Annotated in this window: 18 protein-coding genes and 2 pseudogenes; 14 read left to right on the top strand and 6 right to left on the bottom strand. The window is 50.9% G+C overall.

The annotated features are described in order from the left end of the window. Nucleotides 1-75: 75 nt before the first annotated feature. A complete protein-coding gene (gene sbcC, locus ACJHWR_RS22820) occupies nucleotides 76-3,219 on the bottom strand; it encodes an exonuclease subunit SbcC (protein WP_000698847.1) in 3,144 nt (1,047 codons plus the stop codon). Further along, nucleotides 3,216-4,418 carry an exonuclease subunit SbcD gene (gene sbcD, locus ACJHWR_RS22825; RefSeq protein WP_001221324.1) on the bottom strand — a complete coding sequence of 401 codons (1,203 nt, stop codon included), beginning with the start codon at nucleotides 4,416-4,418 and terminating at the stop codon, nucleotides 3,216-3,218. The genes sbcC and sbcD overlap by 4 nt, the downstream gene beginning before the upstream one ends. Before the next feature lie 189 nt (nucleotides 4,419-4,607). On the opposite strand from sbcD, the gene phoB reads away from it, so the two are divergent. From phoB to ACJHWR_RS22855, 6 genes are all read left to right on the top strand, one after another. After that, on the top strand, nucleotides 4,608-5,297 hold the full coding sequence (gene phoB, locus ACJHWR_RS22830) for a phosphate response regulator transcription factor PhoB (protein ID WP_000113933.1): 690 nt from the start codon (nucleotides 4,608-4,610) through the stop codon (nucleotides 5,295-5,297). Nucleotides 5,298-5,354: 57 nt separating this feature from the next. Beyond that, nucleotides 5,355-6,650 carry a phosphate regulon sensor histidine kinase PhoR gene (phoR, locus tag ACJHWR_RS22835; protein ID WP_000893614.1) on the top strand — a complete coding sequence of 432 codons (1,296 nt, stop codon included), beginning with the start codon at nucleotides 5,355-5,357 and terminating at the stop codon, nucleotides 6,648-6,650. A gap of 406 nt (nucleotides 6,651-7,056) precedes the next feature. Next, nucleotides 7,057-8,376, top strand: coding sequence for a branched-chain amino acid transporter carrier protein BrnQ (gene brnQ / locus ACJHWR_RS22840; RefSeq protein WP_000149635.1), 1,320 nt, complete (start codon nucleotides 7,057-7,059; stop codon nucleotides 8,374-8,376). 75 nt (nucleotides 8,377-8,451) lie between these two features. Beyond that, nucleotides 8,452-9,825, top strand: coding sequence for a proline-specific permease ProY (proY, locus tag ACJHWR_RS22845; protein WP_001295329.1), 1,374 nt, complete (start codon nucleotides 8,452-8,454; stop codon nucleotides 9,823-9,825). 155 nt (nucleotides 9,826-9,980) lie between these two features. Then, nucleotides 9,981-11,798 carry a maltodextrin glucosidase gene (gene malZ, locus ACJHWR_RS22850; RefSeq protein ID WP_001329781.1) on the top strand — a complete coding sequence of 606 codons (1,818 nt, stop codon included), beginning with the start codon at nucleotides 9,981-9,983 and terminating at the stop codon, nucleotides 11,796-11,798. 186 nt (nucleotides 11,799-11,984) lie between these two features. Continuing rightward, a complete protein-coding gene (locus ACJHWR_RS22855; RefSeq protein ID WP_000155925.1) occupies nucleotides 11,985-13,430 on the top strand; it encodes a hypothetical protein in 1,446 nt (481 codons plus the stop codon). Between the two features lie 20 nt (nucleotides 13,431-13,450). Here ACJHWR_RS22855 and acpH read toward each other — a convergent pair whose 3' ends face one another. Continuing rightward, entirely contained in the window at nucleotides 13,451-14,032 is a 582-nt protein-coding gene (gene acpH / locus ACJHWR_RS22860) for an ACP phosphodiesterase (protein ID WP_001009885.1), read from the bottom strand. Between the two features lie 92 nt (nucleotides 14,033-14,124). Between acpH and queA the strand changes: the two genes are divergently transcribed. The 8 genes from queA (at nucleotide 14,125) to yajD (ending at nucleotide 20,691) form a co-directional block, all read left to right on the top strand. Continuing rightward, nucleotides 14,125-15,195, top strand: a complete 1,071-nt coding sequence (gene queA, locus ACJHWR_RS22865; protein ID WP_001266492.1) for a tRNA preQ1(34) S-adenosylmethionine ribosyltransferase-isomerase QueA — start codon at nucleotides 14,125-14,127, stop codon at nucleotides 15,193-15,195. A 54-nt stretch (nucleotides 15,196-15,249) separates the two neighbouring features. Then, complete coding sequence (gene tgt, locus ACJHWR_RS22870) at nucleotides 15,250-16,377, top strand: tRNA guanosine(34) transglycosylase Tgt (RefSeq protein WP_000667319.1); 1,128 nt, start codon at nucleotides 15,250-15,252, stop codon at nucleotides 16,375-16,377. A 22-nt stretch (nucleotides 16,378-16,399) separates the two neighbouring features. Further along, the gene (gene yajC, locus ACJHWR_RS22875) at nucleotides 16,400-16,732 is read left to right on the top strand and encodes a preprotein translocase subunit YajC (RefSeq protein WP_000007629.1); all 333 of its coding nucleotides are present in this window, start codon (nucleotides 16,400-16,402) and stop codon (nucleotides 16,730-16,732) included. A gap of 27 nt (nucleotides 16,733-16,759) precedes the next feature. Then, the gene (secD, locus tag ACJHWR_RS22880) at nucleotides 16,760-18,607 is read left to right on the top strand and encodes a protein translocase subunit SecD (RefSeq protein ID WP_000934822.1); all 1,848 of its coding nucleotides are present in this window, start codon (nucleotides 16,760-16,762) and stop codon (nucleotides 18,605-18,607) included. A 10-nt stretch (nucleotides 18,608-18,617) separates the two neighbouring features. Then, entirely contained in the window at nucleotides 18,618-19,589 is a 972-nt protein-coding gene (gene secF / locus ACJHWR_RS22885) for a protein translocase subunit SecF (RefSeq protein WP_000046637.1), read from the top strand. 150 nt (nucleotides 19,590-19,739) lie between these two features. Then, on the top strand, nucleotides 19,740-19,982 hold the full coding sequence (locus ACJHWR_RS22890) for a type II toxin-antitoxin system ParD family antitoxin (RefSeq protein ID WP_001226938.1): 243 nt from the start codon (nucleotides 19,740-19,742) through the stop codon (nucleotides 19,980-19,982). Beyond that, the gene (locus ACJHWR_RS22895) at nucleotides 19,975-20,256 is read left to right on the top strand and encodes a type II toxin-antitoxin system RelE/ParE family toxin (protein ID WP_000277485.1); all 282 of its coding nucleotides are present in this window, start codon (nucleotides 19,975-19,977) and stop codon (nucleotides 20,254-20,256) included. Before ACJHWR_RS22890 ends, ACJHWR_RS22895 begins: the two co-directional genes overlap by 8 nt. A gap of 87 nt (nucleotides 20,257-20,343) precedes the next feature. Further along, nucleotides 20,344-20,691, top strand: coding sequence for an HNH nuclease YajD (gene yajD, locus ACJHWR_RS22900; RefSeq protein WP_000974813.1), 348 nt, complete (start codon nucleotides 20,344-20,346; stop codon nucleotides 20,689-20,691). Nucleotides 20,692-20,728: 37 nt separating this feature from the next. On the opposite strand, the gene tsx is transcribed toward yajD, so the two are convergent. The 3 genes and pseudogenes from tsx to tnpA form a co-directional block, all read right to left on the bottom strand. After that, nucleotides 20,729-21,613: a nucleoside-specific channel-forming protein Tsx gene (gene tsx / locus ACJHWR_RS22905; RefSeq protein ID WP_001295328.1), complete on the bottom strand. Its 885-nt coding sequence runs from the start codon at nucleotides 21,611-21,613 to the stop codon at nucleotides 20,729-20,731. Between the two features lie 298 nt (nucleotides 21,614-21,911). After that, nucleotides 21,912-22,322: pseudogene (locus ACJHWR_RS22910) on the bottom strand (DUF3251 domain-containing protein); the annotation flags it as partial. Further along, nucleotides 22,283-22,743 (bottom strand): annotated as a pseudogene (gene tnpA, locus ACJHWR_RS22915) (IS200/IS605 family transposase); the annotation flags it as partial. The pseudogenes tnpA and ACJHWR_RS22910, both read right to left, overlap by 40 nt.

Consider the following 22,743-nt stretch of genomic DNA (forward strand, 5'->3'; position numbering starts at 1 on the left):
TGATAGCTTGCAGGATAACGACCAGCGAGGCCAAGAGATAATTCGCCCCTCTGTATTCATTATCCTGCTGAATAGTTATTTCACTGCAAACGCACTTTCCAGTTTGCTGTAGCCCAGGCCGTTGATCTTTTTCACTTTGATCTGCACCGGAATACGCTCTTTCATCGCTTCAACGTGGCTAATCACACCGATGGTTTTGCCACTGGCATTCAGGGCATCCAGCGCATCAAGGGCGGTATCCAGCGTTTCGCTATCCAGCGTGCCAAAACCTTCATCAAGGAACAGCGAGTCAATACGCGTTTTATGGCTGACCAGATCCGAAAGCGCCAGCGCCAGCGCCAGACTGACGAGGAAACTTTCGCCGCCGGAAAGGGTACGGGTATCGCGTACCGCATCTGCCTGCCAGGTATCAACAACCTCGACTTCCAGCGCCTCGCTGGCTTTGCGCTGTAACAGATAGCGCCCGTGCAGCCGGGTAAGTTGCTGATTAGCGAGATGGACTAAATTATCCAGCGTCAGCCCCTGGGCAAACTTGCGGAATTTATCGCCCTCTTTGGAACCTATTAGCGAATTCAGATATCCCCAGTCCTCAACCTGCTGCGTCATTTGAGCAATTTGCTGCATTAAGGTTTGTTGTTGCTGACGGTTGTCTGCATCCTGCTTCAGCTGCTGGCGAATCTCGCCCTGACTGGTGGTATTTTCACGCAACTTTTGCTGAGTTTGCGCTAACTCTTGCTGAATCTGCTCCACCGTCACACTGAGATCCAGGCCGTCAGGTCGGTGTTGCTGATGCTGTGCCAGCGCTTCTGCTGTCTGAGTGACCAGCGTTTGCGCCTGACGGCGCTGGTTTTCCAGATTCTGCTTGAGCTGTTCCAGCTGCGTTAGTGTTTGTTCATCCATTAGCGCCGCAAGGAACGCCTGTTGATCGTCAAAGACGCTCGCCTGTAGCGCGGTGTCAAACTGCGCCTGGGCTTTTTGCAGACTTTGCGCCGCCAGAACGTCCTGTTGCTGTAACGTCTGTTGCTGGCTGTGTAGTGCGAGACATTGTTCATGTACCTGCCGCCAGTTTTCCAGTACCACAGTTTCTTCGCAGTGCGGGAGTTCATCACTTTGCGGCAACGTTTCCAGAATCGGCGTCAGTTGCTGAATACGGTTTTGCAGCGCGGTTAATTCGTTCTGGCGTTGCTGCCAGCGCTGCGCTTCTTGCTGACGCGCCGCCAACCAGCTCTCTTCTTCATCTTCCTGTGGCAATGTCAGCGCATAACCCGCCAATGCCGTTAAGAGTTGCTGCTGGCGTTGTTCAATTTGCTGTTGATACTGGATAATTTGCTGATTATGCGCGGCAATCTGCCCTTGTAATTCATGCCGTTGGCTGAGTAACCGCAGCTGGCGTTCGTGCTCATCTTGTGCATCTAGCCACGGTTGAATATCGTCCTGTGGCTGCAGGGTGATATTGAGGCTGGCCGTGACGGCTTGCCATTGTTGAGTAAGTGCTTGCTCATCTTGTCGGAGGCTTTGCGCTTCGTTTTCATCGCGCTGAAGCTGCTTCGTTAATGCATCCAGTTGCCCACGTAGCGCCGCACCTTCTTCGCCGAGCTTTTTCACTTCTTTTTCCAGCGTTAATAGCCGGGCCTGATTAACGCCAGGCTCCAGCGCCTGATACGCCTCGACCGCCGGGTGGCTGGTGGAACCACAAAGTGGACAAGGCTGACCCGCCTGTAACTGCGCGCGCTGGGCTTCCAGCGTTTTGATGCGTGCTTCCTGCTCGCAAATGGTTTTGACATCGGCAAGTTGCTGCATCTTTTCTTTATAACGCTGGCGCATTTCGTTAAGTGCGGCGTTACGTTGCGTCTGTTCCAGAGTGACATTCTGGATAGCGACCTGTAACTGCGCCAGACGTTTTTGTTGGGGAACAATCTGTCCATGCAGCGCGACCAGGCGCTGACGCAGTGGGCGTTGCTCGGCATGTTGCGCCAGGGCGCTAGCAACTTCATCGGCGGTTAACGTCAACGTAATCGCCGCAAGCGCATTAAGTTTTTGCTCTGCATGGGTTAACTGTTGCTGCCATTGCCGCAGATGCTCGCGATCGCTGGTTTGTTGGGAGAACTGCGCACGCCAACCCGCCAGTTCGTTGTTCCACTGACGGAAGCGGTCGTGTTCCTGTAACCAGGCATTCAGACTTTGTTGCTGCTGCTGTAATTCTGCTGACTGCTTCGCCGCGTGGTGGCGAATGCTCGCCCGAAGCGCCATTGTGCTCTGTAAGCGAGTATTTACTTCTTCAATCTGCTGGCGAGTATGCGCCAGCGCCGCGCTGTGTTCTGCGATGCGTTCCCAGTGTGGACGAAGATTTCGTGCCGGTTGTGCCAGACTGAGCGCCGCCAGTTGAGGTTGCGCTTTTTCTTCTTCGGCTAATGCCTGTTGCAAGGCCTGTTGACGGCGGCTGCCTTCTTGCTGCAATTCGTCCAGACGCGTTAACCAGTTTAGCGATTGTTGTTCTTGCTGCTGCGCGGTAATTAACTGTTTTTCTTCGTCAGTAAGTACCTGCAAACTCGCTGTCAGCGATTGCACTTGTTCTGGCGTGAGCAACGCGACGCCGCTGGCCTGCGCTTGCAGCTTCTCCAGCTCTGTGCGGGCCGATTTGTGCTGCTCAAAAACCATCGCAGAGATTTTCCCGTAGATTTCAGTGCCGGTTAACTCCTCGAGCAATTCCGCGCGTTCTTTGGGTTTGGCATTCAGGAAGGCAGCAAATTGCCCCTGCGAAAGCAGCATCGAACGGGTGAAGCGCCCGTAATCCAGTCCGGTTAACGTCGCCGTCAGTTCCAGCTTATCTTTCACTTTGTCGGCGAGAATTTTGCCGTCTGCGCAGCGCGCCAGCTCTACGCGTGGCACCTGCAAATTACCGTCCGGCTGGTTACGCGCCCGATTCTGGCTCCAGAACGCGCGATACGCTTCACCTTTGACTTCAAACTCCACTTCCGCCAGACATTCGGCGGTATCGCGAGTCATGAGATCATTTTGCGATTGTGAAACGTTAGAGAGGCGCGGGGTTTCGTGATACAGCGCCAGACAAATGGCGTCCAGCAGGGTGGTTTTCCCCGCACCGGTTGGGCCGGTAATAGCAAACAGCCCGTTGCTGGCGAACGGCTCGCGGGTGAAATCAATCTTCCATTCGCCTTTTAATGAGTTCAGGTTTTTCAGGCGCAGGCTGAGAATTTTCATGCTTCGTGTTCTCCGGCGAGGCTATGCAATGTCGTGGCGAAAAGATGCTGCAGACGTTGCTGCTGTGATTCATCCAGTTCTTCCAGTGCCAGACGGCGATTGAACACCTCTTCGACGCTGAGTTCGCTGAGGGTTTCACGCTGTTGGCTGGCTAACACACGCTCGCGCTGTTCACGACTCCGGCGTACCAGCAATACTTCAACGGGCAATGATTCGGTTAATGCCTGGATTTTGCGCTGAATATCATGCAGATACTCATCAGTAGTGATTTCGATATCCAGCCAGACAGGTGGCTCCTGTGATACATCGCGCCACTGTTCCAGCTGTTCGGTAATCGACGCCAGATCGCCTTTCAGCACCGCCATGGGTTGCGTTACCGGTACGTTCAGGTTTTCCACGCTCTCTAATTTGCCGTTTGAAAATGTCACCAGATGGACATATTTACTCTTACCGCATTCATCAAAACTCAGTGGTATGGGGGAACCGCAATAGCGAACATGTTCCATGCCGCCAATAATCTGCGCGCGGTGAATATGCCCGAGCGCGATGTAGTCGGCTGGTGGAAAGTTTTGTGCCGGAAACGCGTCCAGCGTGCCAATATAAATGTCACGCACGGCGTCACTTTTACTGGCACCCACGGTCGTTAAATGTCCCGTGGCGATGATGGGCAGAGGCTGATCGCCGCGCAGTTTGCAGGCATCGGCATAATGTTGTTGATAATAATCAGTAATAGCCGCCAGCAAATGCTGCTGTTTTTCAATACCGTTAAGCCCCGCCTGGCTGGTAATAATGTCACGCGGGCGTAAAAAAGGTATGGGGCACAGCACTGCGCCTGGCGTCCCGTCGCGACGAGGCAAGATTTGCGGCGCATGTCCGGCGCTGGCGACCACGGTAGTATTGAGGAACGCCATGATATCGCGCGATTCATTCAGCGTGGCGACCGAGTCATGGTTTCCTGCCAGTACCACCAGATGACAGCCAGTTTGCTGTAAATTGACAACAAAACGGTTGTATAACGTGCGGGCGTAACTGGGCGGTGAGCCGGTATCGAAAACATCACCAGCAACAATAATCGCATCCACCTGATGGGTTTGTGCTGTCTCCAGCAGCCAGTCAAGAAAAGCCTGATGTTCAGCTTCGCGGCTTTTACTGTAGAAGTTCTGGCCGAGATGCCAGTCTGAGGTGTGAAGGATGCGCATAACGGTTCCCTGGCGAAAAAGCATGGGCGCGATTATACCCAAACAGATGTGCCATTTGCTTTTTTCTGCGCCACGGAAATCAATAACCTGAAGATATGTGCGACGAGCTTTTCATAAATCTGTCATAAATCTGACGCATAATGACGTCGCATTAATGATCGCAACCTATTTATTACAACAGGGCAAATCATGGCGAGACGTATTCTGGTCGTAGAAGATGAAGCACCAATTCGCGAAATGGTCTGCTTCGTGCTCGAACAAAATGGCTTTCAGCCGGTCGAAGCGGAAGATTATGACAGTGCTGTGAATCAACTGAATGAACCCTGGCCGGATTTAATTCTCCTTGACTGGATGTTACCTGGCGGCTCCGGTATCCAGTTCATCAAACACCTCAAGCGCGAGTCGATGACCCGGGATATTCCAGTGGTGATGTTGACCGCCAGAGGGGAAGAAGAAGATCGCGTGCGCGGCCTTGAAACCGGTGCGGATGACTATATCACCAAGCCGTTTTCGCCGAAGGAGCTGGTGGCGCGAATCAAAGCGGTAATGCGCCGTATTTCGCCAATGGCGGTGGAAGAGGTGATTGAGATGCAGGGGCTCAGTCTCGACCCGACATCTCACCGGGTGATGGCGGGCGAAGAACCGCTGGAGATGGGGCCGACAGAATTTAAACTGCTGCACTTTTTTATGACGCATCCTGAGCGCGTGTACAGCCGCGAGCAGCTGTTAAACCACGTCTGGGGAACCAACGTGTATGTGGAAGATCGTACGGTCGATGTCCACATTCGTCGCCTGCGTAAAGCACTGGAGCCCGGCGGGCATGACCGCATGGTGCAGACCGTGCGCGGTACAGGATATCGTTTTTCAACCCGCTTTTAACGCCTTGCTCATCGGACGCAGAGCAGGGCTTATGAATTCTTAACTGGAGTATCTTACGTGCTGGAACGGCTGTCGTGGAAAAGGCTGGTGCTGGAGCTGCTACTTTGCTGCCTCCCGGCTTTCATCCTGGGTGCATTTTTTGGTTACCTGCCCTGGTTTTTGCTGGCATCGGTAACGGGACTGCTTATCTGGCATTTCTGGAATTTATTGCGCCTTTCATGGTGGCTGTGGGTGGATCGTAGTATGACCCCGCCACCGGGGCGTGGTAGCTGGGAACCGCTGCTATACGGATTACACCAGATGCAGTTGCGAAATAAAAAACGCCGCCGCGAACTGGGCAATCTGATTAAACGCTTTCGTAGCGGCGCGGAGTCGCTGCCTGATGCGGTGGTGCTGACCACGGAAGAGGGCGGTATTTTCTGGTGTAATGGTCTGGCGCAACAAATTCTTGGTTTGCGCTGGCCGGAAGATAACGGGCAGAACATCCTTAATCTGCTTCGTTATCCGGAGTTTACGCAATATCTGAAAACGCGTGATTTTTCTCGCCCGCTCAATCTGGTGCTCAATACCGGGCGGCATCTGGAAATTCGCGTCATGCCTTATACCCACAAACAGTTGCTGATGGTGGCGCGTGATGTGACGCAAATGCATCAACTGGAAGGGGCGCGGCGTAACTTTTTTGCCAACGTGAGCCATGAGTTACGTACGCCATTGACCGTGTTACAGGGTTACCTGGAGATGATGGATGAGCAACCGCTGGAAGGCGCGGTACGTGAAAAAGCGTTGCACACCATGCGCGAGCAGACACAGCGGATGGAAGGGCTGGTGAAGCAATTGCTGACGCTGTCGAAAATAGAAGCCGCACCGACGCAGTTGCTCAATGAAAAGGTTGATGTGCCGATGATGCTGCGCGTTGTTGAGCGCGAGGCTCAGACTCTGAGTCAGAAAAAACAGACATTTACCTTTGAGATAGATAACGGCCTCAAGGTGTCAGGCAGCGAAGATCAGCTACGCAGTGCGATTTCGAACCTGGTCTATAACGCCGTGAATCATACGCCGGAAGGCACGCATATCACCGTACGCTGGCAGCGAGTGCCGCATGGTGCCGAATTTAGCGTTGAAGATAACGGACCGGGCATTGCACCGGAGCATATTCCGCGCCTGACCGAGCGTTTTTATCGCGTTGATAAAGCGCGTTCCCGGCAAACCGGTGGTAGCGGATTAGGGTTAGCGATCGTGAAACATGCGGTGAATCATCACGAAAGTCGCCTGAATATTGAGAGTACAGTAGGAAAAGGTACACGTTTCAGTTTTGTTATCCCGGAACGTTTAATTGCCAAAAACAGCGATTAATTCGCCTTTGTCATCTTTTATTGCCATAAGCCAGCCGATGCTGGCTTATTTTCTTTGCAGTCGAAATACGGGCGTTAGATTTTACAATGGTTGGTGATTTTTTGTTCGCATGATTAGCCATGTCTTTTTCATTGAAATAGTGTTTTATACTGGTTGGTGATTTCTTATCGCTATATACCTCTGGTTTTTAGATCCCTTCTTGCTTTAAAACGTTATAAGCGTTTAAATTGCGCTTCAGGTGCTGTCATACTGACTGCATTTACGCGGTAAATCGAAAAACTATTCTTCGCCGCGCCTGGTTGGGAGTATTTCCCGCTAAAATTGTTTAAATATACCGCTGTATCATCCCCAGGGATTGGCACAAAAATTTAACGTTACAACACCACATCCACAGGCAGTATGATTTATGACCCATCAATTAAGATCGCGCGATATCATCGCTCTGGGCTTTATGACATTTGCGTTGTTCGTCGGCGCAGGTAACATTATTTTCCCTCCAATGGTCGGCTTGCAGGCAGGCGAACACGTCTGGACTGCGGCATTCGGTTTCCTCATTACTGCCGTTGGCCTACCGGTGTTAACGGTGGTGGCGCTGGCGAAAGTTGGCGGCGGTGTTGACAGCCTCAGCACGCCAATCGGTAAAGTCGCTGGCGTACTGCTGGCAACGGTGTGTTACCTGGCGGTGGGGCCGCTTTTCGCTACGCCGCGTACAGCTACCGTTTCTTTTGAAGTGGGCATTGCGCCGCTGACGGGTGATTCCGCGTTGCCGCTGTTTATCTACAGCCTGGTTTATTTCGCTATCGTTATTCTGGTTTCGCTCTATCCGGGCAAGCTGCTGGATACCGTGGGCAACTTCCTTGCGCCGCTGAAAATTATCGCGCTGGTCATCCTGTCTGTTGCCGCAATTATCTGGCCGGCGGGTTCTATCAGCACGGCGACTGAGGCTTATCAAAACGCTGCGTTTTCTAACGGCTTCGTCAACGGCTATCTGACCATGGATACGCTGGGCGCAATGGTGTTTGGTATCGTTATTGTTAACGCGGCGCGTTCTCGTGGCGTTACCGAAGCGCGTCTGCTGACCCGTTATACCGTCTGGGCTGGCCTGATGGCGGGTGTTGGTCTGACTCTGCTGTATCTGGCGCTGTTCCGTCTGGGTTCAGACAGCGCGTCGCTGGTCGATCAGTCTGCAAACGGTGCGGCGATCCTGCATGCTTACGTTCAGCATACCTTTGGCGGCGGCGGTAGCTTCCTGCTGGCGGCGTTAATCTTCATCGCCTGCCTGGTCACGGCGGTTGGCCTGACCTGTGCTTGTGCAGAATTCTTCGCCCAGTACGTACCGCTCTCTTATCGTACGCTGGTGTTTATCCTCGGCGGCTTCTCGATGGTGGTGTCTAACCTCGGCTTGAGCCAGCTGATTCAGATCTCTGTACCGGTGTTGACCGCCATTTATCCGCCGTGTATCGCACTGGTTGTATTAAGTTTTACACGCTCATGGTGGCATAATTCGTCCCGCGTGATTGCTCCGCCGATGTTTATCAGCCTGCTTTTTGGTATTCTCGACGGGATCAAGGCATCTGCATTCAGCGATATCTTACCGTCCTGGGCGCAGCGTTTACCGCTGGCCGAACAAGGTCTGGCGTGGTTAATGCCAACAGTGGTGATGGTGGTTCTGGCCATTATCTGGGATCGTGCGGCAGGTCGTCAGGTGACCTCCAGCGCTCACTAAATCACTGAACATTTGTTTTAACCACGGGGCTGCGATGCCCCGTGGTTTTTTATTGTGTTGATGGGTTAGGAATTGATGGAAAGTAAGAACAAGCTAAAGCGTGGGCTAAGTACCCGACACATACGCTTTATGGCACTGGGTTCAGCAATTGGCACCGGGCTGTTTTACGGTTCGGCAGATGCCATCAAAATGGCCGGTCCAAGCGTGTTGTTGGCCTATATTATCGGTGGTATCGCGGCGTATATCATTATGCGCGCGCTGGGGGAAATGTCGGTACATAACCCGGCCGCCAGCTCTTTCTCGCGTTATGCGCAGGAAAACCTCGGACCGCTGGCAGGTTACATTACCGGCTGGACCTACTGCTTTGAAATCCTAATTGTCGCCATCGCCGATGTGACCGCTTTTGGTATCTATATGGGGGTCTGGTTCCCGACGGTGCCGCACTGGATTTGGGTACTGAGCGTGGTGCTGATCATTTGCGCCGTAAACCTGATGAGCGTGAAGGTATTCGGTGAGCTGGAGTTCTGGTTCTCGTTCTTTAAAGTCGCCACTATCATCATCATGATTGTCGCCGGTTTCGGCATCATCATCTGGGGAATTGGCAACGGCGGGCAACCGACCGGTATTCATAACCTGTGGAGCAACGGCGGCTTCTTCAGTAACGGCTGGCTTGGTATGGTGATGTCGTTGCAAATGGTGATGTTTGCTTACGGTGGGATCGAAATTATCGGGATTACCGCCGGTGAAGCGAAAGATCCTGAGAAATCGATTCCGCGTGCGATTAACTCCGTGCCGATGCGTATTCTGGTGTTCTACGTCGGTACGCTGTTCGTCATAATGTCTATCTACCCGTGGAATCAGGTTGGCACTGCCGGTAGCCCGTTCGTGCTGACGTTCCAGCATATGGGCATTACCTTTGCCGCCAGCATTCTTAACTTTGTTGTGCTGACCGCTTCGCTGTCGGCAATTAACAGTGACGTATTTGGCGTAGGCCGTATGCTCCACGGTATGGCAGAGCAGGGCAGCGCGCCAAAAATTTTCAGCAAAACCTCGCGTCGCGGTATTCCGTGGGTTACGGTGCTGGTGATGACTACCGCGCTGCTATTTGCGGTGTATCTGAACTACATCATGCCGGAAAACGTCTTCCTGGTGATCGCTTCGCTGGCAACCTTCGCCACGGTGTGGGTGTGGATTATGATCCTGCTGTCGCAAATCGCCTTCCGTCGCCGTTTGCCTCCAGAAGAAGTTAAGGCGCTGAAATTTAAAGTGCCGGGTGGGGTAGCAACGACCATCGGCGGTTTGATTTTCCTGCTCTTTATTATCGGGTTGATTGGTTATCACCCGGATACGCGTATCTCGCTGTACGTTGGTTTCGCGTGGATTGTTGTGCTGTTGATTGGCTGGATGTTTAAACGCCGCCACGATCGTCAGCTGGCTGAAAACCAGTAATCCTTGCGTTCTGTAAGCCGGTTCAGGAGGAAATCCTGATCCGGCTATTCCGAAAGTTATCCGCCCCCGTCCTCCTCCCCCAAATATCCTTCAGATGATGAGTGATCCTGCATTAGGCTATGGCAAGGTGATCAGATTTTCATCACAGGGGAATTATGATGTTAAATGCATGGCACCTGCCGGTGCCCCCATTTGTTAAACAAAGCAAAGATCAACTGCTTATTACACTGTGGCTGACGGGCGAAGACCCACCGCAGCGCATTATGCTGCGTACAGAACACGACAACGAAGAAACGTCAGTAGCGATGCATAAGCAGCGCAGTCAGCCGCAGCCTGGCGTTACCGCATGGCGGGCGGCGATCGATCTCTCCAGCGGGCAACCTCGGCGGCGTTATAGTTTCAAATTACTGTGGCACGATCGCCAGCGTTGGTTTACACCGCAGGGCTTCAGCCGAATGCCGCCAGCACGACTGGAGCAGTTTGCTGTCGATGTCCCGGATATCGGCCCACAATGGGCTGCGGATCAGATTTTTTATCAGATCTTCCCTGATCGTTTCGCCCGTAGTCTTCCTCGTGAAGCTGAACAGGATCATGTTTATTACCATCACGCAGCCGGACAAGAGATCATATTGCGTGACTGGGATGAACCGGTCACGGCGCAGGCGGGCGGATCAACGTTCTATGGCGGCGATCTGGACGGTATCAGCGAAAAACTGCCGTATCTGAAAAAGCTCGGCGTGACGGCGCTGTATCTTAACCCGGTGTTTAAAGCCCCCAGCGTACATAAATACGATACAGAGGATTATCGCCACGTCGATCCGCAGTTTGGCGGCGACGGAGCGTTGCTGCGTTTGCGACACCATACGCAGCAGCTGGGAATGCGGCTGGTGCTGGATGGCGTGTTTAACCACAGTGGCGATTCCCATGCCTGGTTTGACAGGCACAATCGTGGCACGGGTGGTGCTTGTCACAACCCCGAATCGCCCTGGCGCGACTGGTACTCGTTTAGTGACGATGGCACGGCGCTCGACTGGCTGGGCTATGCCAGCTTGCCGAAACTGGATTATCAGTCGGAAAGTCTGGTGAATGAAATTTATCGCGGGGAAGACAGTATTGTCCGCCACTGGCTGAAAGCGCCGTGGAATATGGACGGCTGGCGGCTGGATGTGGTGCATATGCTGGGGGAAGCGGGTGGGGCGCGCAATAATTTGCAGCACGTTGCCGGGATCACCGAAGCGGCGAAAGAAACCCAGCCGGAAGCGTATATCGTTGGAGAGCATTTTGGCGATGCACGGCAATGGTTACAGGCCGATGTGGAAGATGCCGCCATGAACTATCGCGGCTTCACATTCCCGTTGTGGGGATTTCTTGCCAATACCGACATCTCTTATGATCCGCAGCAAATTGACGCCCAAACCTGTATGGCCTGGATGGATAATTACCGCGCCGGACTTTCTCATCAACAGCAACTGCGTATGTTTAATCAGCTCGATAGCCACGATACTGCGCGATTTAAAACGCTGCTCGGTCGGGATATTGCGCGCCTGCCGCTGGCGGTGGTCTGGTTGTTCACCTGGCCTGGTGTACCGTGCATTTATTACGGTGATGAAGTGGGGCTGGATGGTAAAAACGATCCGTTTTGCCGTAAACCGTTCCCCTGGCAGGTGGAAAAGCAGGATACGGCGTTATTCGCGCTGTACCAGCGAATGATTGCGCTGCGTAAGAAAAGTCAGGCGCTGCGTCGTGGCGGCTGTCAGGTGCTGTATGCGGAAGATAACGTGGTGGTATTTGGCCGCGTGCTGAATCAGCAGCGTGTACTGGTGGCAATCAACCGTGGAGAAGCCTGTGAAGTGGTGCTACCCGCGTCACCGTTGCTTAATGTTGCGCAATGGCAACGCAAAGAAGGCCATGGGCAACTGACAGACGGGATTCTGGCTTTGCCTGCCATTTCGGCTACGGTGTGGATCAACTAAAGCATCTGTTTTATTTATTACGTCGTAGTCACCAGCCCTGACACTACGCAGCGCAAAAAAGCTGCTCAATGTCAGGGCTGAGTTTGTTAAATATTTGTCCCGTTCGATATGAGCGATTTTTGGTATTCTTTGCCAATGAGGTTATGTACAACATGCTCCAGGATAACCCTGTAGTGGAGCAAAGATATGACAATTTCAAATTCGAATTTATTGAAACCGTTTATTCCTGGTACTGAGTTGCCACCTTTTAAAGAGGATGTTTTTTCTAAAACAGAAGAACAATTTAAAAAAAGCCCCCATGGCAAATTGCTTTTCATTTCCGGAAATGAAAACTTAGTAAACATTTCAGCGGAAAAAATCGATGAAATAAAAAATAGCAAAGATTTCTTTTCAAACATTGTAAATATAATAATTTTACTCATTAAGCATCCTGATAAAATTCTGCCCATTCTTCATGGTTGTCCTGCAGAGTCCATCGAACTCATTAAGAATGCGAAACGAACGGGGCAATGGTCATATGAGATGACTGATAAGAACGGGCAGAATATTGAAGTGTCCTATATTTTCACTGATACCATAGATGATAAATCTGATGGAAAATTATGCTTAAAAATCTGTAACTCTTGCAACCAAAATGATTCTAGTACACATGAATATAAAATAGATCATCAACAGTTGAAAAATCACATAAGGCAACTTGAGGAGTGGGCCCTTCTTGAAAAGTTTTATGATAACAACGCTTATTATTCTAAACGTACAAAACAATTAGAGAAGAAAATTGCCGATGCGGGGTTTATAACAGGGAAGGTTAATGCCGATAACTTTAATGTAAAAGAGTTTAAAGACGATATAGCCTCGATGCTTTGTGAACAGCCCCCCATGCGTACACACCAGATTTCTTCATCCGGATACTTATCTGCCGATAAAGTGCCTGATCTCTATAAGACAAATTTGAAAGACGCGCAGAGAGATCTGAAAACAACATCGGTTGACATCGATGGTGTTAGTCTAAAATCAAAAACTCGGGAAAAAATTGCGGAAAAAATTGCGAAAAAAACTGAGGAAAAAATTGCGAAACAAAATGCGAAGACCATTGAGGAGAAGAATAGTGAAAAAAACAAGAAAGAAACAAATCCTGAGGATAATTTTGTCTTAAAATTCTCACCGGAAGAAATCAATGAGATGCTCCTGGATTACAGCGATGAAGAACAAAAAAAATTAAGACCTTTTTTCACTAGTGATCACATCTATTGTTTGTTTGATGCTTTTAGTCAGGGTTTGCATAATGTTGCTCGTAATGGCAGTCCACGGTATGCAGGTTTACTACATCAAATAGCATCCAACTCTGAGATATTACAAGATTTTGATCAACAATTGTTCTGGCGCACGTTTTCAGGAGGAGTCTTCCATCGACGTATCTCTGTGAACAGCGAGCCAGAAAAGACAGATGTATGGCGATTCAGTACACAATTTGATTTTCCACATATAAATGACAACGGAGAGTTGTCCAGAACGGTACTCATGTTCGAGGGGGTTGCTGAAAGCAACTTTAAAGATATCGCCAATCATTCCAGCGAATGTTTTTCTTACAGTTGTTATGCCGCTCCGCTGGATGCGAATGCTAAAAAATAGTGACGCCGGAGCTTGAAGTTTCAGAGCGCCTTGCGTGACGCCTGCGCCATCATCCGCGGATAAAACTGCCAGAAGCGGGTTTCGAGAGCATCGTAATGGGCGTCTAAATCGTACCAGGAGTCACGCAGGGCATCCAGACGTGGGCGACGGCTTGCCATGCCGTTTAACACGTTCTGGATGAAATCCATATCGCGATAGCGCACCAGCCACTGCTCTGACCACAAGTAATTGTTCAGATTGATAAAACGTGGCGGTGAGTCCGGCAAAATCGTCATCACTTGCTCGCGGGCATAACAGACAAATTCCTGTAGCGGAAAGTCCGGCGACAGCTGCGACCAGTGGCGGGAAAGAAAGTGATCCCACATGACATCCAGCGTAATAGGCGCAACGCGGCGAGTTTCACTACGAAACCATTCCCGTGCTTCGCGGACTTCCGGCAGATTGTCGGTTAGTACGTCGATACGCCGATGCATATGAATGCCAGCCACGACGTCGGGCGGAAAACTTTCTTCAGGATTTCCGCGTACGAAATCAGCCAGCAAATTGCCGGAAAGCGAGCTTTCCGCGAGATGGGCTAAATGCAGGTGAGCTAAAAAATTCATCGATTATATTCTATCCAAAGGGGGGTAAAGGTTGCAGGGAGAGCGCCCCGGCACTAGACTACCCGCCTCTTATTTTAGTCTGAGTCAGTGTCATGCGCGTTACCGATTTCTCCTTTGAATTGCCCGAATCCCTGATTGCCCACTATCCCATGCCTGAACGCAGTAGCTGTCGTTTACTGTCGCTGGACGGGCCGACGGGCGCGCTGACGCACGGTACTTTCACCGATTTACTCGATAAGCTCAACCCCGGCGATCTTCTGGTTTTTAATAATACCCGCGTGATCCCGGCGCGTCTGTTTGGGCGTAAAGCCAGCGGCGGCAAGATTGAAGTGCTGGTTGAGCGGATGCTCGACGACAAACGCATTCTTGCGCATATTCGCGCCTCGAAAGCGCCAAAACCTGGCGCAGAACTGTTGCTGGGCGATGACGAAAGTATTAACGCAACAATGACCGCGCGCCACGGCGCACTGTTTGAAGTCGAATTTAATGATGATCGTTCGGTACTGGATATCCTCAACAGCATCGGCCATATGCCGCTGCCGCCGTATATCGACCGTCCGGACGAAGACGCTGACCGCGAACTTTATCAAACCGTTTATAGCGAAAAACCGGGCGCGGTTGCAGCCCCGACCGCTGGTCTGCATTTTGACGAACCTTTGCTGGAAAAATTACGCGCCAAAGGCGTGGAGATGGCGTTTGTCACCCTGCACGTTGGTGCGGGCACCTTCCAGCCGGTGCGCGTCGACACCATTGAAGACCACATCATGCACTCGGAATATGCAGAAGTGCCGCAGGATGTGGTTGACGCGGTACTGGCGGCGAAAGCGCGTGGAAATCGGGTGATTGCGGTTGGCACCACCTCGGTACGTTCGCTGGAAAGCGCGGCCCAGGCGGCGAAAAACGATCTCATCGAACCGTTCTTTGACGATACCCAAATCTTTATCTATCCCGGCTTCCAGTACAAAGTGGTCGATGCGCTGGTGACTAACTTCCACCTGCCGGAATCGACGTTGATTATGCTGGTTTCGGCCTTTGCCGGTTACCAACACACCATGAATGCCTATAAAGCAGCGGTAGAAGAGAAATATCGCTTTTTTAGTTACGGTGATGCGATGTTTATCACGTACAATCCGCAGGCAATTAATGAGCGCGTTGGGGAGTAATTCCGCGGCGCTGGTTTAAACGTTGGACTGTTTTTCTGACGTAGTGGAGAAAAAATGAAATTTGAACTGGACACTACCGACGGTCGCGCACGCCGTGGCCGCCTGGTCTTTGATCGTGGCGTAGTGGAAACGCCTTGTTTTATGCCTGTTGGCACTTACGGCACCGTAAAAGGGATGACGCCGGAAGAAGTTGAAGCCACTGGCGCGCAAATTATCCTCGGCAACACCTTCCACCTGTGGCTGCGCCCGGGCCAGGAAATCATGAAACTGCATGGCGATCTGCACGATTTTATGCAGTGGAAAGGCCCGATTCTTACCGACTCCGGCGGCTTCCAGGTCTTCAGCCTTGGCGATATTCGTAAAATCACCGAACAGGGCGTTCACTTCCGTAACCCGATCAACGGCGATCCGATTTTCCTCGACCCGGAAAAGTCGATGGAGATTCAGTACGATCTTGGTTCGGATATCGTCATGATCTTTGATGAGTGTACGCCGTATCCTGCTGACTGGGATTACGCAAAACGCTCCATGGAGATGTCTCTGCGTTGGGCGAAGCGTAGCCGTGAGCGTTTTGACAGTCTCGGAAACAAAAATGCACTGTTTGGTATCATTCAGGGCAGCGTTTACGAAGATTTACGTGATATTTCTGTTAAAGGTCTGGTAGATATCGGTTTTGATGGCTACGCTGTCGGCGGTCTGGCTGTGGGTGAGCCGAAAGCAGATATGCACCGCATTCTGGAGCATGTATGCCCGCAAATTCCGGCAGACAAACCGCGTTACCTGATGGGCGTTGGTAAACCAGAAGACCTGGTTGAAGGCGTGCGTCGCGGTATCGATATGTTTGACTGCGTAATGCCAACCCGCAACGCCCGAAATGGTCATTTGTTCGTGACCGATGGCGTGGTGAAAATCCGCAATGCGAAGTATAAGAGCGATACTGGCCCACTCGATCCTGAGTGTGATTGCTACACCTGTCGCAATTATTCACGCGCTTACTTGCATCATCTCGACCGTTGCAACGAAATATTAGGCGCGCGACTCAACACCATTCATAACCTTCGTTACTACCAGCGTTTGATGGCGGGTTTACGCAAGGCTATTGAAGAGGGTAAATTAGAGAGCTTCGTAACTGATTTTTACCAGCGTCAGGGGCGAGAAGTACCACCTTTGAACGTTGATTAATATTAATAATGAGGGAAATTTAATGAGCTTTTTTATTTCTGATGCGGTAGCGGCAACGGGTGCACCGGCGCAAGGTAGCCCGATGTCTTTGATTTTGATGCTGGTGGTATTCGGTCTGATTTTCTATTTCATGATCCTGCGTCCACAGCAGAAGCGCACCAAAGAACACAAAAAGCTGATGGACTCCATTGCCAAAGGTGATGAAGTTCTGACGAACGGTGGCCTGGTTGGTCGCGTAACCAAAGTAGCGGAAAACGGCTACATTGCTATCGCGCTGAATGACACCACTGAAGTAGTTATTAAACGTGACTTCGTAGCTGCCGTCCTGCCGAAAGGCACCATGAAGGCGCTGTAATTAAAATTTTTCCCTAAGGGAATTGCCGTGTTAAACCGTTATCCTTTGTGGAAGTACGTCATGCTGATCGTGGTGATTGTCATCGGTCTGCTGTATGCGCTTCCCAACCTGTTTGGTGAGGATCCGGCTGTTCAGATCACTGGTGCGCGCGGAGTCGCCGCCAGTGAGCAAACGCTGATCCAGGTCCAGAAAACGTTACAAGAAGAAAAAATAACTGCTAAGTCTGTGGCACTGGAAGAGGGCGCTATTCTTGCGCGCTTCGACTCCACTGACACCCAGCTGCGCGCTCGTGAAGCATTAATGGGCGTTATGGGTGACAAATACGTCGTGGCGCTTAACCTTGCCCCGGCAACGCCGCGCTGGCTGGCAGCTATTCACGCTGAGCCGATGAAGCTCGGCCTTGACCTGCGTGGCGGCGTTCACTTCCTGATGGAAGTGGATATGGACACCGCGCTTGGCAAACTCCAGGAACAAAATATCGATAGCCTGCGCAGCGACCTGCGTGAAAAGGGCATCCCGTATACCACCGTTCGTAAAGAAAACAACTACGGCCTGAGCATCACTTTCCGCGATGCTAAAGCTCGTGATGAAGCCATTGCGTATCTGAGCAAGCGCCATCCGGACCTGGTGATTAGCAGCCAGGGCAGCAACCAGCTGCGTGCGGTAATGAGCGATGCTCGTCTGAGTGAAGCGCGTGAATATGCGGTGCAGCAGAACATTAATATCCTGCGTAACCGTGTAAACCAACTTGGCGTGGCGGAGCCGGTGGTTCAGCGTCAGGGTGCTGACCGTATCGTTGTTGAACTGCCAGGTATTCAGGACACCGCGCGTGCGAAAGAGATTCTGGGTGCGACGGCAACGCTGGAATTCCGTCTGGTAAACACCAACGTTGATCAGGCCGCTGCGGCATCCGGCCGCGTACCGGGCGACTCTGAAGTGAAACAGACCCGCGAAGGTCAGCCGGTTGTGCTGTACAAACGCGTAATTCTGACCGGTGACCATATCACCGACTCCACTTCCAGCCAGGACGAATACAACCAGCCGCAGGTTAACATCTCGCTCGACAGCGCAGGTGGCAACATTATGTCTAACTTCACCAAGGACAACATCGGCAAACCGATGGCGACCCTGTTTGTGGAGTACAAAGACAGCGGCAAGAAAGATGCTAACGGTCGTGCGGTTCTGGTGAAACAGGAAGAGGTGATTAACATCGCTAACATCCAGTCTCGTCTGGGTAACAGCTTCCGTATCACCGGCATCAACAACCCGAACGAAGCCCGTCAGCTGTCACTGCTGCTGCGTGCCGGTGCGTTGATCGCGCCGATTCAGATTGTTGAAGAACGTACAATTGGCCCGACCCTGGGTATGCAGAACATTGAGCAGGGGCTGGAGGCTTGCCTTGCCGGTCTGCTGGTTTCTATTCTGTTCATGATCATCTTCTATAAGAAGTTTGGTCTGATTGCGACCAGTGCTCTGATTGCCAACTTGATCTTGATCGTCGGTATTATGTCGCTGTTGCCAGGCGCAACGCTGAGTATGCCAGGTATCGCGGGTATCGTCTTAACCCTTGCGGTAGCGGTCGACGCGAACGTACTGATCAACGAACGTATTAAAGAAGAGTTGAGCAACGGACGTACTGTTCAACAGGCAATTGATGAAGGTTATCGTGGCGCATTCAGTTCCATCTTCGATGCGAACATCACCACGCTGATTAAAGTCATCATCCTGTACGCAGTGGGTACCGGGGCAATTAAAGGGTTCGCGATTACTACCGGTATCGGTGTGGCGACGTCGATGTTTACCGCGATTGTCGGTACGCGTGCCATCGTAAACCTGCTATATGGCGGCAAGCGCGTCAAGAAGCTGTCAATCTGAGGAGTGCGATGTGGCACAGGAATATACTGTTGAACAACTAAACCACGGCCGTAAAGTCTATGACTTTATGCGCTGGGACTACTGGGCTTTCGGCATCTCTGGTCTGCTGTTAATCGCCGCTATCGTTATTATGGGCGTGCGCGGCTTTAACTGGGGGCTGGATTTCACCGGTGGTACGGTTATTGAAATTACGCTCGAAAAACCGGCTGAAATTGACGTAATGCGTGATGCATTGCAAAAAGCCGGTTTTGAAGAGCCGATGCTGCAAAACTTTGGTAGCAGCCACGACATCATGGTCCGTATGCCGCCTGCTGAAGGCGAAACCGGCGGTCAGGTGCTGGGCAGCCAGGTTCTGAAGGTGATTAACGAATCCACCAATCAGAATGCGGCAGTGAAGCGTATTGAGTTCGTCGGGCCGAGCGTGGGGGCAGACCTTGCGCAAACCGGTGCGATGGCGTTGATGGCGGCGCTGCTGTCTATCCTCGTGTACGTAGGTTTCCGCTTTGAGTGGCGACTGGCGGCAGGGGTTGTTATTGCGCTGGCGCACGACGTTATCATTACGCTGGGTATTTTGTCGTTATTCCATATCGAGATTGACCTGACCATTGTGGCATCGTTGATGTCAGTTATCGGTTACTCGCTTAACGACAGTATCGTGGTATCGGACCGTATTCGTGAAAACTTCCGCAAGATCCGTCGCGGTACGCCTTACGAAATCTTTAACGTGTCCTTGACCCAGACGCTGCACCGTACCTTGATCACATCCGGTACTACCTTGATGGTTATCCTGATGCTGTACCTCTTCGGTGGTCCGGTACTGGAAGGCTTCTCGCTGACCATGCTTATCGGTGTTTCCATCGGTACTGCATCTTCCATCTACGTAGCATCGGCGCTGGCTCTGAAACTGGGTATGAAGCGCGAACACATGCTGCAGCAGAAAGTGGAAAAAGAAGGGGCGGATCAGCCGTCAATTCTGCCTTAAGGGTGTTTTAAATCCGTTCTGTTAAAAAAACCGTGGCGTATTTGCGCTGCGGTTTTTTTTGCCTGTTTCACATGCAACTGAATACGGTTTGGTTGTAGAAAGAGTTCTGACATATACTTTGTATTAATAGTTAATACATGGAGATCGCTTATGCGCAAAATTACCTCAGTAAGCGTTGGCGAACAATTAGATAGTTTTATTACACGGATGGTCCAGTCTGGTCGTTATGGCTCGGCCAGTGAAGTAATGCGTTCAGCGCTTCGTCTATTGGAACAACAAGAATCCAGGGATGAAGCTGTCAGAAATGCTGTTATTGAAGGTCTTGAGAGCGGTGAAAGTTCGATGACGCTTCGTGATATCGCAGCAGAAAGGAAGCAAAAACATCGTGTATAAGCTTAGCGGAAAAGCTGTTGAAGATTTCAGAGGGATCTATGACTACACGCTGGGAAAGTTTGGTGAGGAGCAGGCGGATCGCTATACCGACTCTCTCGGCATTTTTCTGGATACACTCTCTCAAATGCCCGAGATAGGGCAAGACTATGATGCGATTCCAGAGGTAAAGAAGATCGCATTTAGGTTTCACACTGTTTATTACGTTATAAGAGTCGATGACATTCTCATTGCGCGCATTCTTCATCAGCTGATGGAACCTCGCCGTCACTGGTAATGTGAGAATTTCTTGACTCAGGATTGCGAAAATCCCCGCATCTTGGGAAACTGCGCGTAACCCTACATTTCATCCAGGTAACTTTTCATGGCTATCATCCCAAAAAACTATGCGCGGTTAGAAAGCGGCTATCGCGAAAAAGCATTAAAAATCTATCCGTGGGTCTGCGGTCGCTGTTCCCGTGAGTTTGTTTATTCCAACCTGCGTGAACTTACCGTTCACCACATTGATCACGACCATACCAATAACCCGGAAGATGGCAGTAACTGGGAATTGCTTTGTCTCTATTGCCACGATCATGAGCATTCGAAATATACCGAAGCGGATCAGTATGGTACGACCGTTATCGCAGGGGAAGATGCGCAGAAAGATGTCGGTGAAGCGAAGTACAACCCATTCGCTGACCTGAAAGCGATGATGAACAAGAAGAAGTGATAAAAAATGCCGGATATGAAATCCGGCATTCTCACAATTAGAAGTTGTAACCTACTACCAGGTAACCACCCCAGCCGGTAGAGCGAACGTTGAAGTTGCCGTTGCCGAAGTTCAGTTCTGCATCGTCGTTCCACTGACCACCGTCGTGCCAGTAACGAGCTACGACAGAGTAGTGCCAATGATCGTAGTTCAGAGCCAGAATATGGCTGGAAGCGATAGAGTTATTAGTACGGGTCTTAATACCGTTGATTGCGTTACCGCTGTCATCCCCTAAATCGGAACCCCAGTCGAAGTTGGTGAAGCCGATGTAGCTCAGCTGACCGCCCCACAGATCGGTAATCGGCACAAAGTATTTAATTTTGAAACGGTAACCGTCCCACTCGTTTTCGTTCGCTGCGCCATAGTTCTGCCACTGGTATTTCGCATAGACGTTCATGGACAGGCTCATCGGCAGACCAGTATCGATGTCGGTACCCAGACCCATGTACCAGGTGCTCTGGCGACCATCTTTATTACGACCCATGTCGTAAATGTAGTTGTTCGCGAAGTACCACTCTTTGAACGGACCGAAGCTAAGGTCAGTATTGGTCAGTTTGTCGATGGAGAAACGCGGTTCGATTTCCATAAACAGCGGAGAACCGTGGTTCCAGATACCTTTTGCATCGGAGTTACCGCCGAAGAATACCGGCGCATCCGCATAACCATAGAAGTCGAACCAGTCTTTTTTAGCGAATGCTTCGTACTCAAGGTAGGTATCGTTGCGGATCTGCGGTCCGAAACGGGTGTGATAGCTTCCGACAACGTTAACGCTCTGGTGCCACCAGTCGGAAAGATACTGCGGTTTGTCGTTTTCAGCTGCGTTGACAGTAAAAGACGAAGAGAGCGCCAGTACCGCACCGGCTGCCAGTAATGTTTTTTTCATATGTATGCCACTGTTTGAAAATCCCTTGCGGGAGTGAAAAAGGCGCAAATTGCGTTTCTAAATATTTCGTATACAGAGGAGCCTATTATAAAAATCATTGCTCACAAAAATATGTTTCGTTTCACAGTTCTATCATTTACGTAATCGATTGCGTTCACGTTTACACACATTCGGGCGGGGATTGTACTGACTTTCACCCTTGTTGCAAACTTTTACTATCAATCCAGGTGATGTAAGCGGAGTAACAAAATGACGGGAAAAGATGTTGCGGGACGCACAAAATCGCCCCGCTATACGTTTACTGCATAACAGGTTGAATGTCGTGGATACGTACAAAGTCTAACTGTTCTACAGAAATCCCCTTTAACTGTAACGGAATATCAACATCGCTGGGGACGAGGACGCTGGCAGGGGCATTAATCAATTGATTCTGCAAATTGATTTCCTGAAAGTTGTCTATTGTTCCCTGAATTTGCCCATATTCAACAGTTCCGCTGAATGCGGGCAAGGGGTCATTCGACTCGCCCTGAATACGTAGCGTCAGGGTGGTGCCATCTGTATCATGCGTAATATTCACTAGCGACATACGTAAAGTACCGATCTGGCTTTCCAGTCTTGCCGGTGTTTTCGCTCCAGGCAGAAGGTAAACCCCACTGCTGGATTTTGCATTCAGCCTGTTTTGCTGAGTGATTTTGACGGTTTCTTTATCCGGTGCGCCGTAAAACCCCGTCCTTCAGGGCGGGGATATAAGGCGCGGTTTTCCACCTGACCAGGTGTTTGCTGTTGTTCAATGTATTGGCGGATGACGGATATTGGCGCACCTCCGCAGCTACTGGCAAAATAGCCAGGACTCCACAAAACGCCTTTGTAGTAATACCTGACTGCAATATCTGGTCGATCTCGTCGCAGTCACCTACCCGATACACCTTTGAGGCTGTTTACCAGACTGGATATCGCCAGTTTGGGAGGATAGTTAATTAACAAATGGACGTGATCTGGTTCGCCATCCATTTCAACCCGTTCAGCTTCAAAATCAGCACATACATTTGAAAAGTAAGTGCGTAGTTTTTCTGTCGCGTCATGGTCAAAAATCTGGCGTCGGTATTTGGGACAAAGACCAGGTGAACATG

Source organism: Escherichia sp. WS568, assembly GCF_046486085.1.
Taxonomy (GTDB): domain Bacteria; phylum Pseudomonadota; class Gammaproteobacteria; order Enterobacterales; family Enterobacteriaceae; genus Escherichia; species Escherichia coli.

What these genes read in the sequence shown, in the direction of transcription:
- sbcC (WP_000698847.1), bottom strand. Translation starts at nt 3,219, where the DNA reads ATGAAAATTCTCAGCCTGCGCCTGAAAAACCTGAACTCATTAAAAGGC.
- sbcD (WP_001221324.1), bottom strand. Translation starts at nt 4,418, where the DNA reads ATGCGCATCCTTCACACCTCAGACTGGCATCTCGGCCAGAACTTCTAC.
- phoB (WP_000113933.1), top strand. Translation starts at nt 4,608, where the DNA reads ATGGCGAGACGTATTCTGGTCGTAGAAGATGAAGCACCAATTCGCGAA.
- brnQ (WP_000149635.1), top strand. Translation starts at nt 7,057, where the DNA reads ATGACCCATCAATTAAGATCGCGCGATATCATCGCTCTGGGCTTTATG.
- proY (WP_001295329.1), top strand. Translation starts at nt 8,452, where the DNA reads ATGGAAAGTAAGAACAAGCTAAAGCGTGGGCTAAGTACCCGACACATA.
- malZ (WP_001329781.1), top strand. Translation starts at nt 9,981, where the DNA reads ATGATGTTAAATGCATGGCACCTGCCGGTGCCCCCATTTGTTAAACAA.
- ACJHWR_RS22855 (WP_000155925.1), top strand. Translation starts at nt 11,985, where the DNA reads ATGACAATTTCAAATTCGAATTTATTGAAACCGTTTATTCCTGGTACT.
- acpH (WP_001009885.1), bottom strand. Translation starts at nt 14,032, where the DNA reads ATGAATTTTTTAGCTCACCTGCATTTAGCCCATCTCGCGGAAAGCTCG.
- queA (WP_001266492.1), top strand. Translation starts at nt 14,125, where the DNA reads ATGCGCGTTACCGATTTCTCCTTTGAATTGCCCGAATCCCTGATTGCC.
- tgt (WP_000667319.1), top strand. Translation starts at nt 15,250, where the DNA reads ATGAAATTTGAACTGGACACTACCGACGGTCGCGCACGCCGTGGCCGC.
- yajC (WP_000007629.1), top strand. Translation starts at nt 16,400, where the DNA reads ATGAGCTTTTTTATTTCTGATGCGGTAGCGGCAACGGGTGCACCGGCG.
- ACJHWR_RS22890 (WP_001226938.1), top strand. Translation starts at nt 19,740, where the DNA reads ATGCGCAAAATTACCTCAGTAAGCGTTGGCGAACAATTAGATAGTTTT.
- yajD (WP_000974813.1), top strand. Translation starts at nt 20,344, where the DNA reads ATGGCTATCATCCCAAAAAACTATGCGCGGTTAGAAAGCGGCTATCGC.
- tsx (WP_001295328.1), bottom strand. Translation starts at nt 21,613, where the DNA reads ATGAAAAAAACATTACTGGCAGCCGGTGCGGTACTGGCGCTCTCTTCG.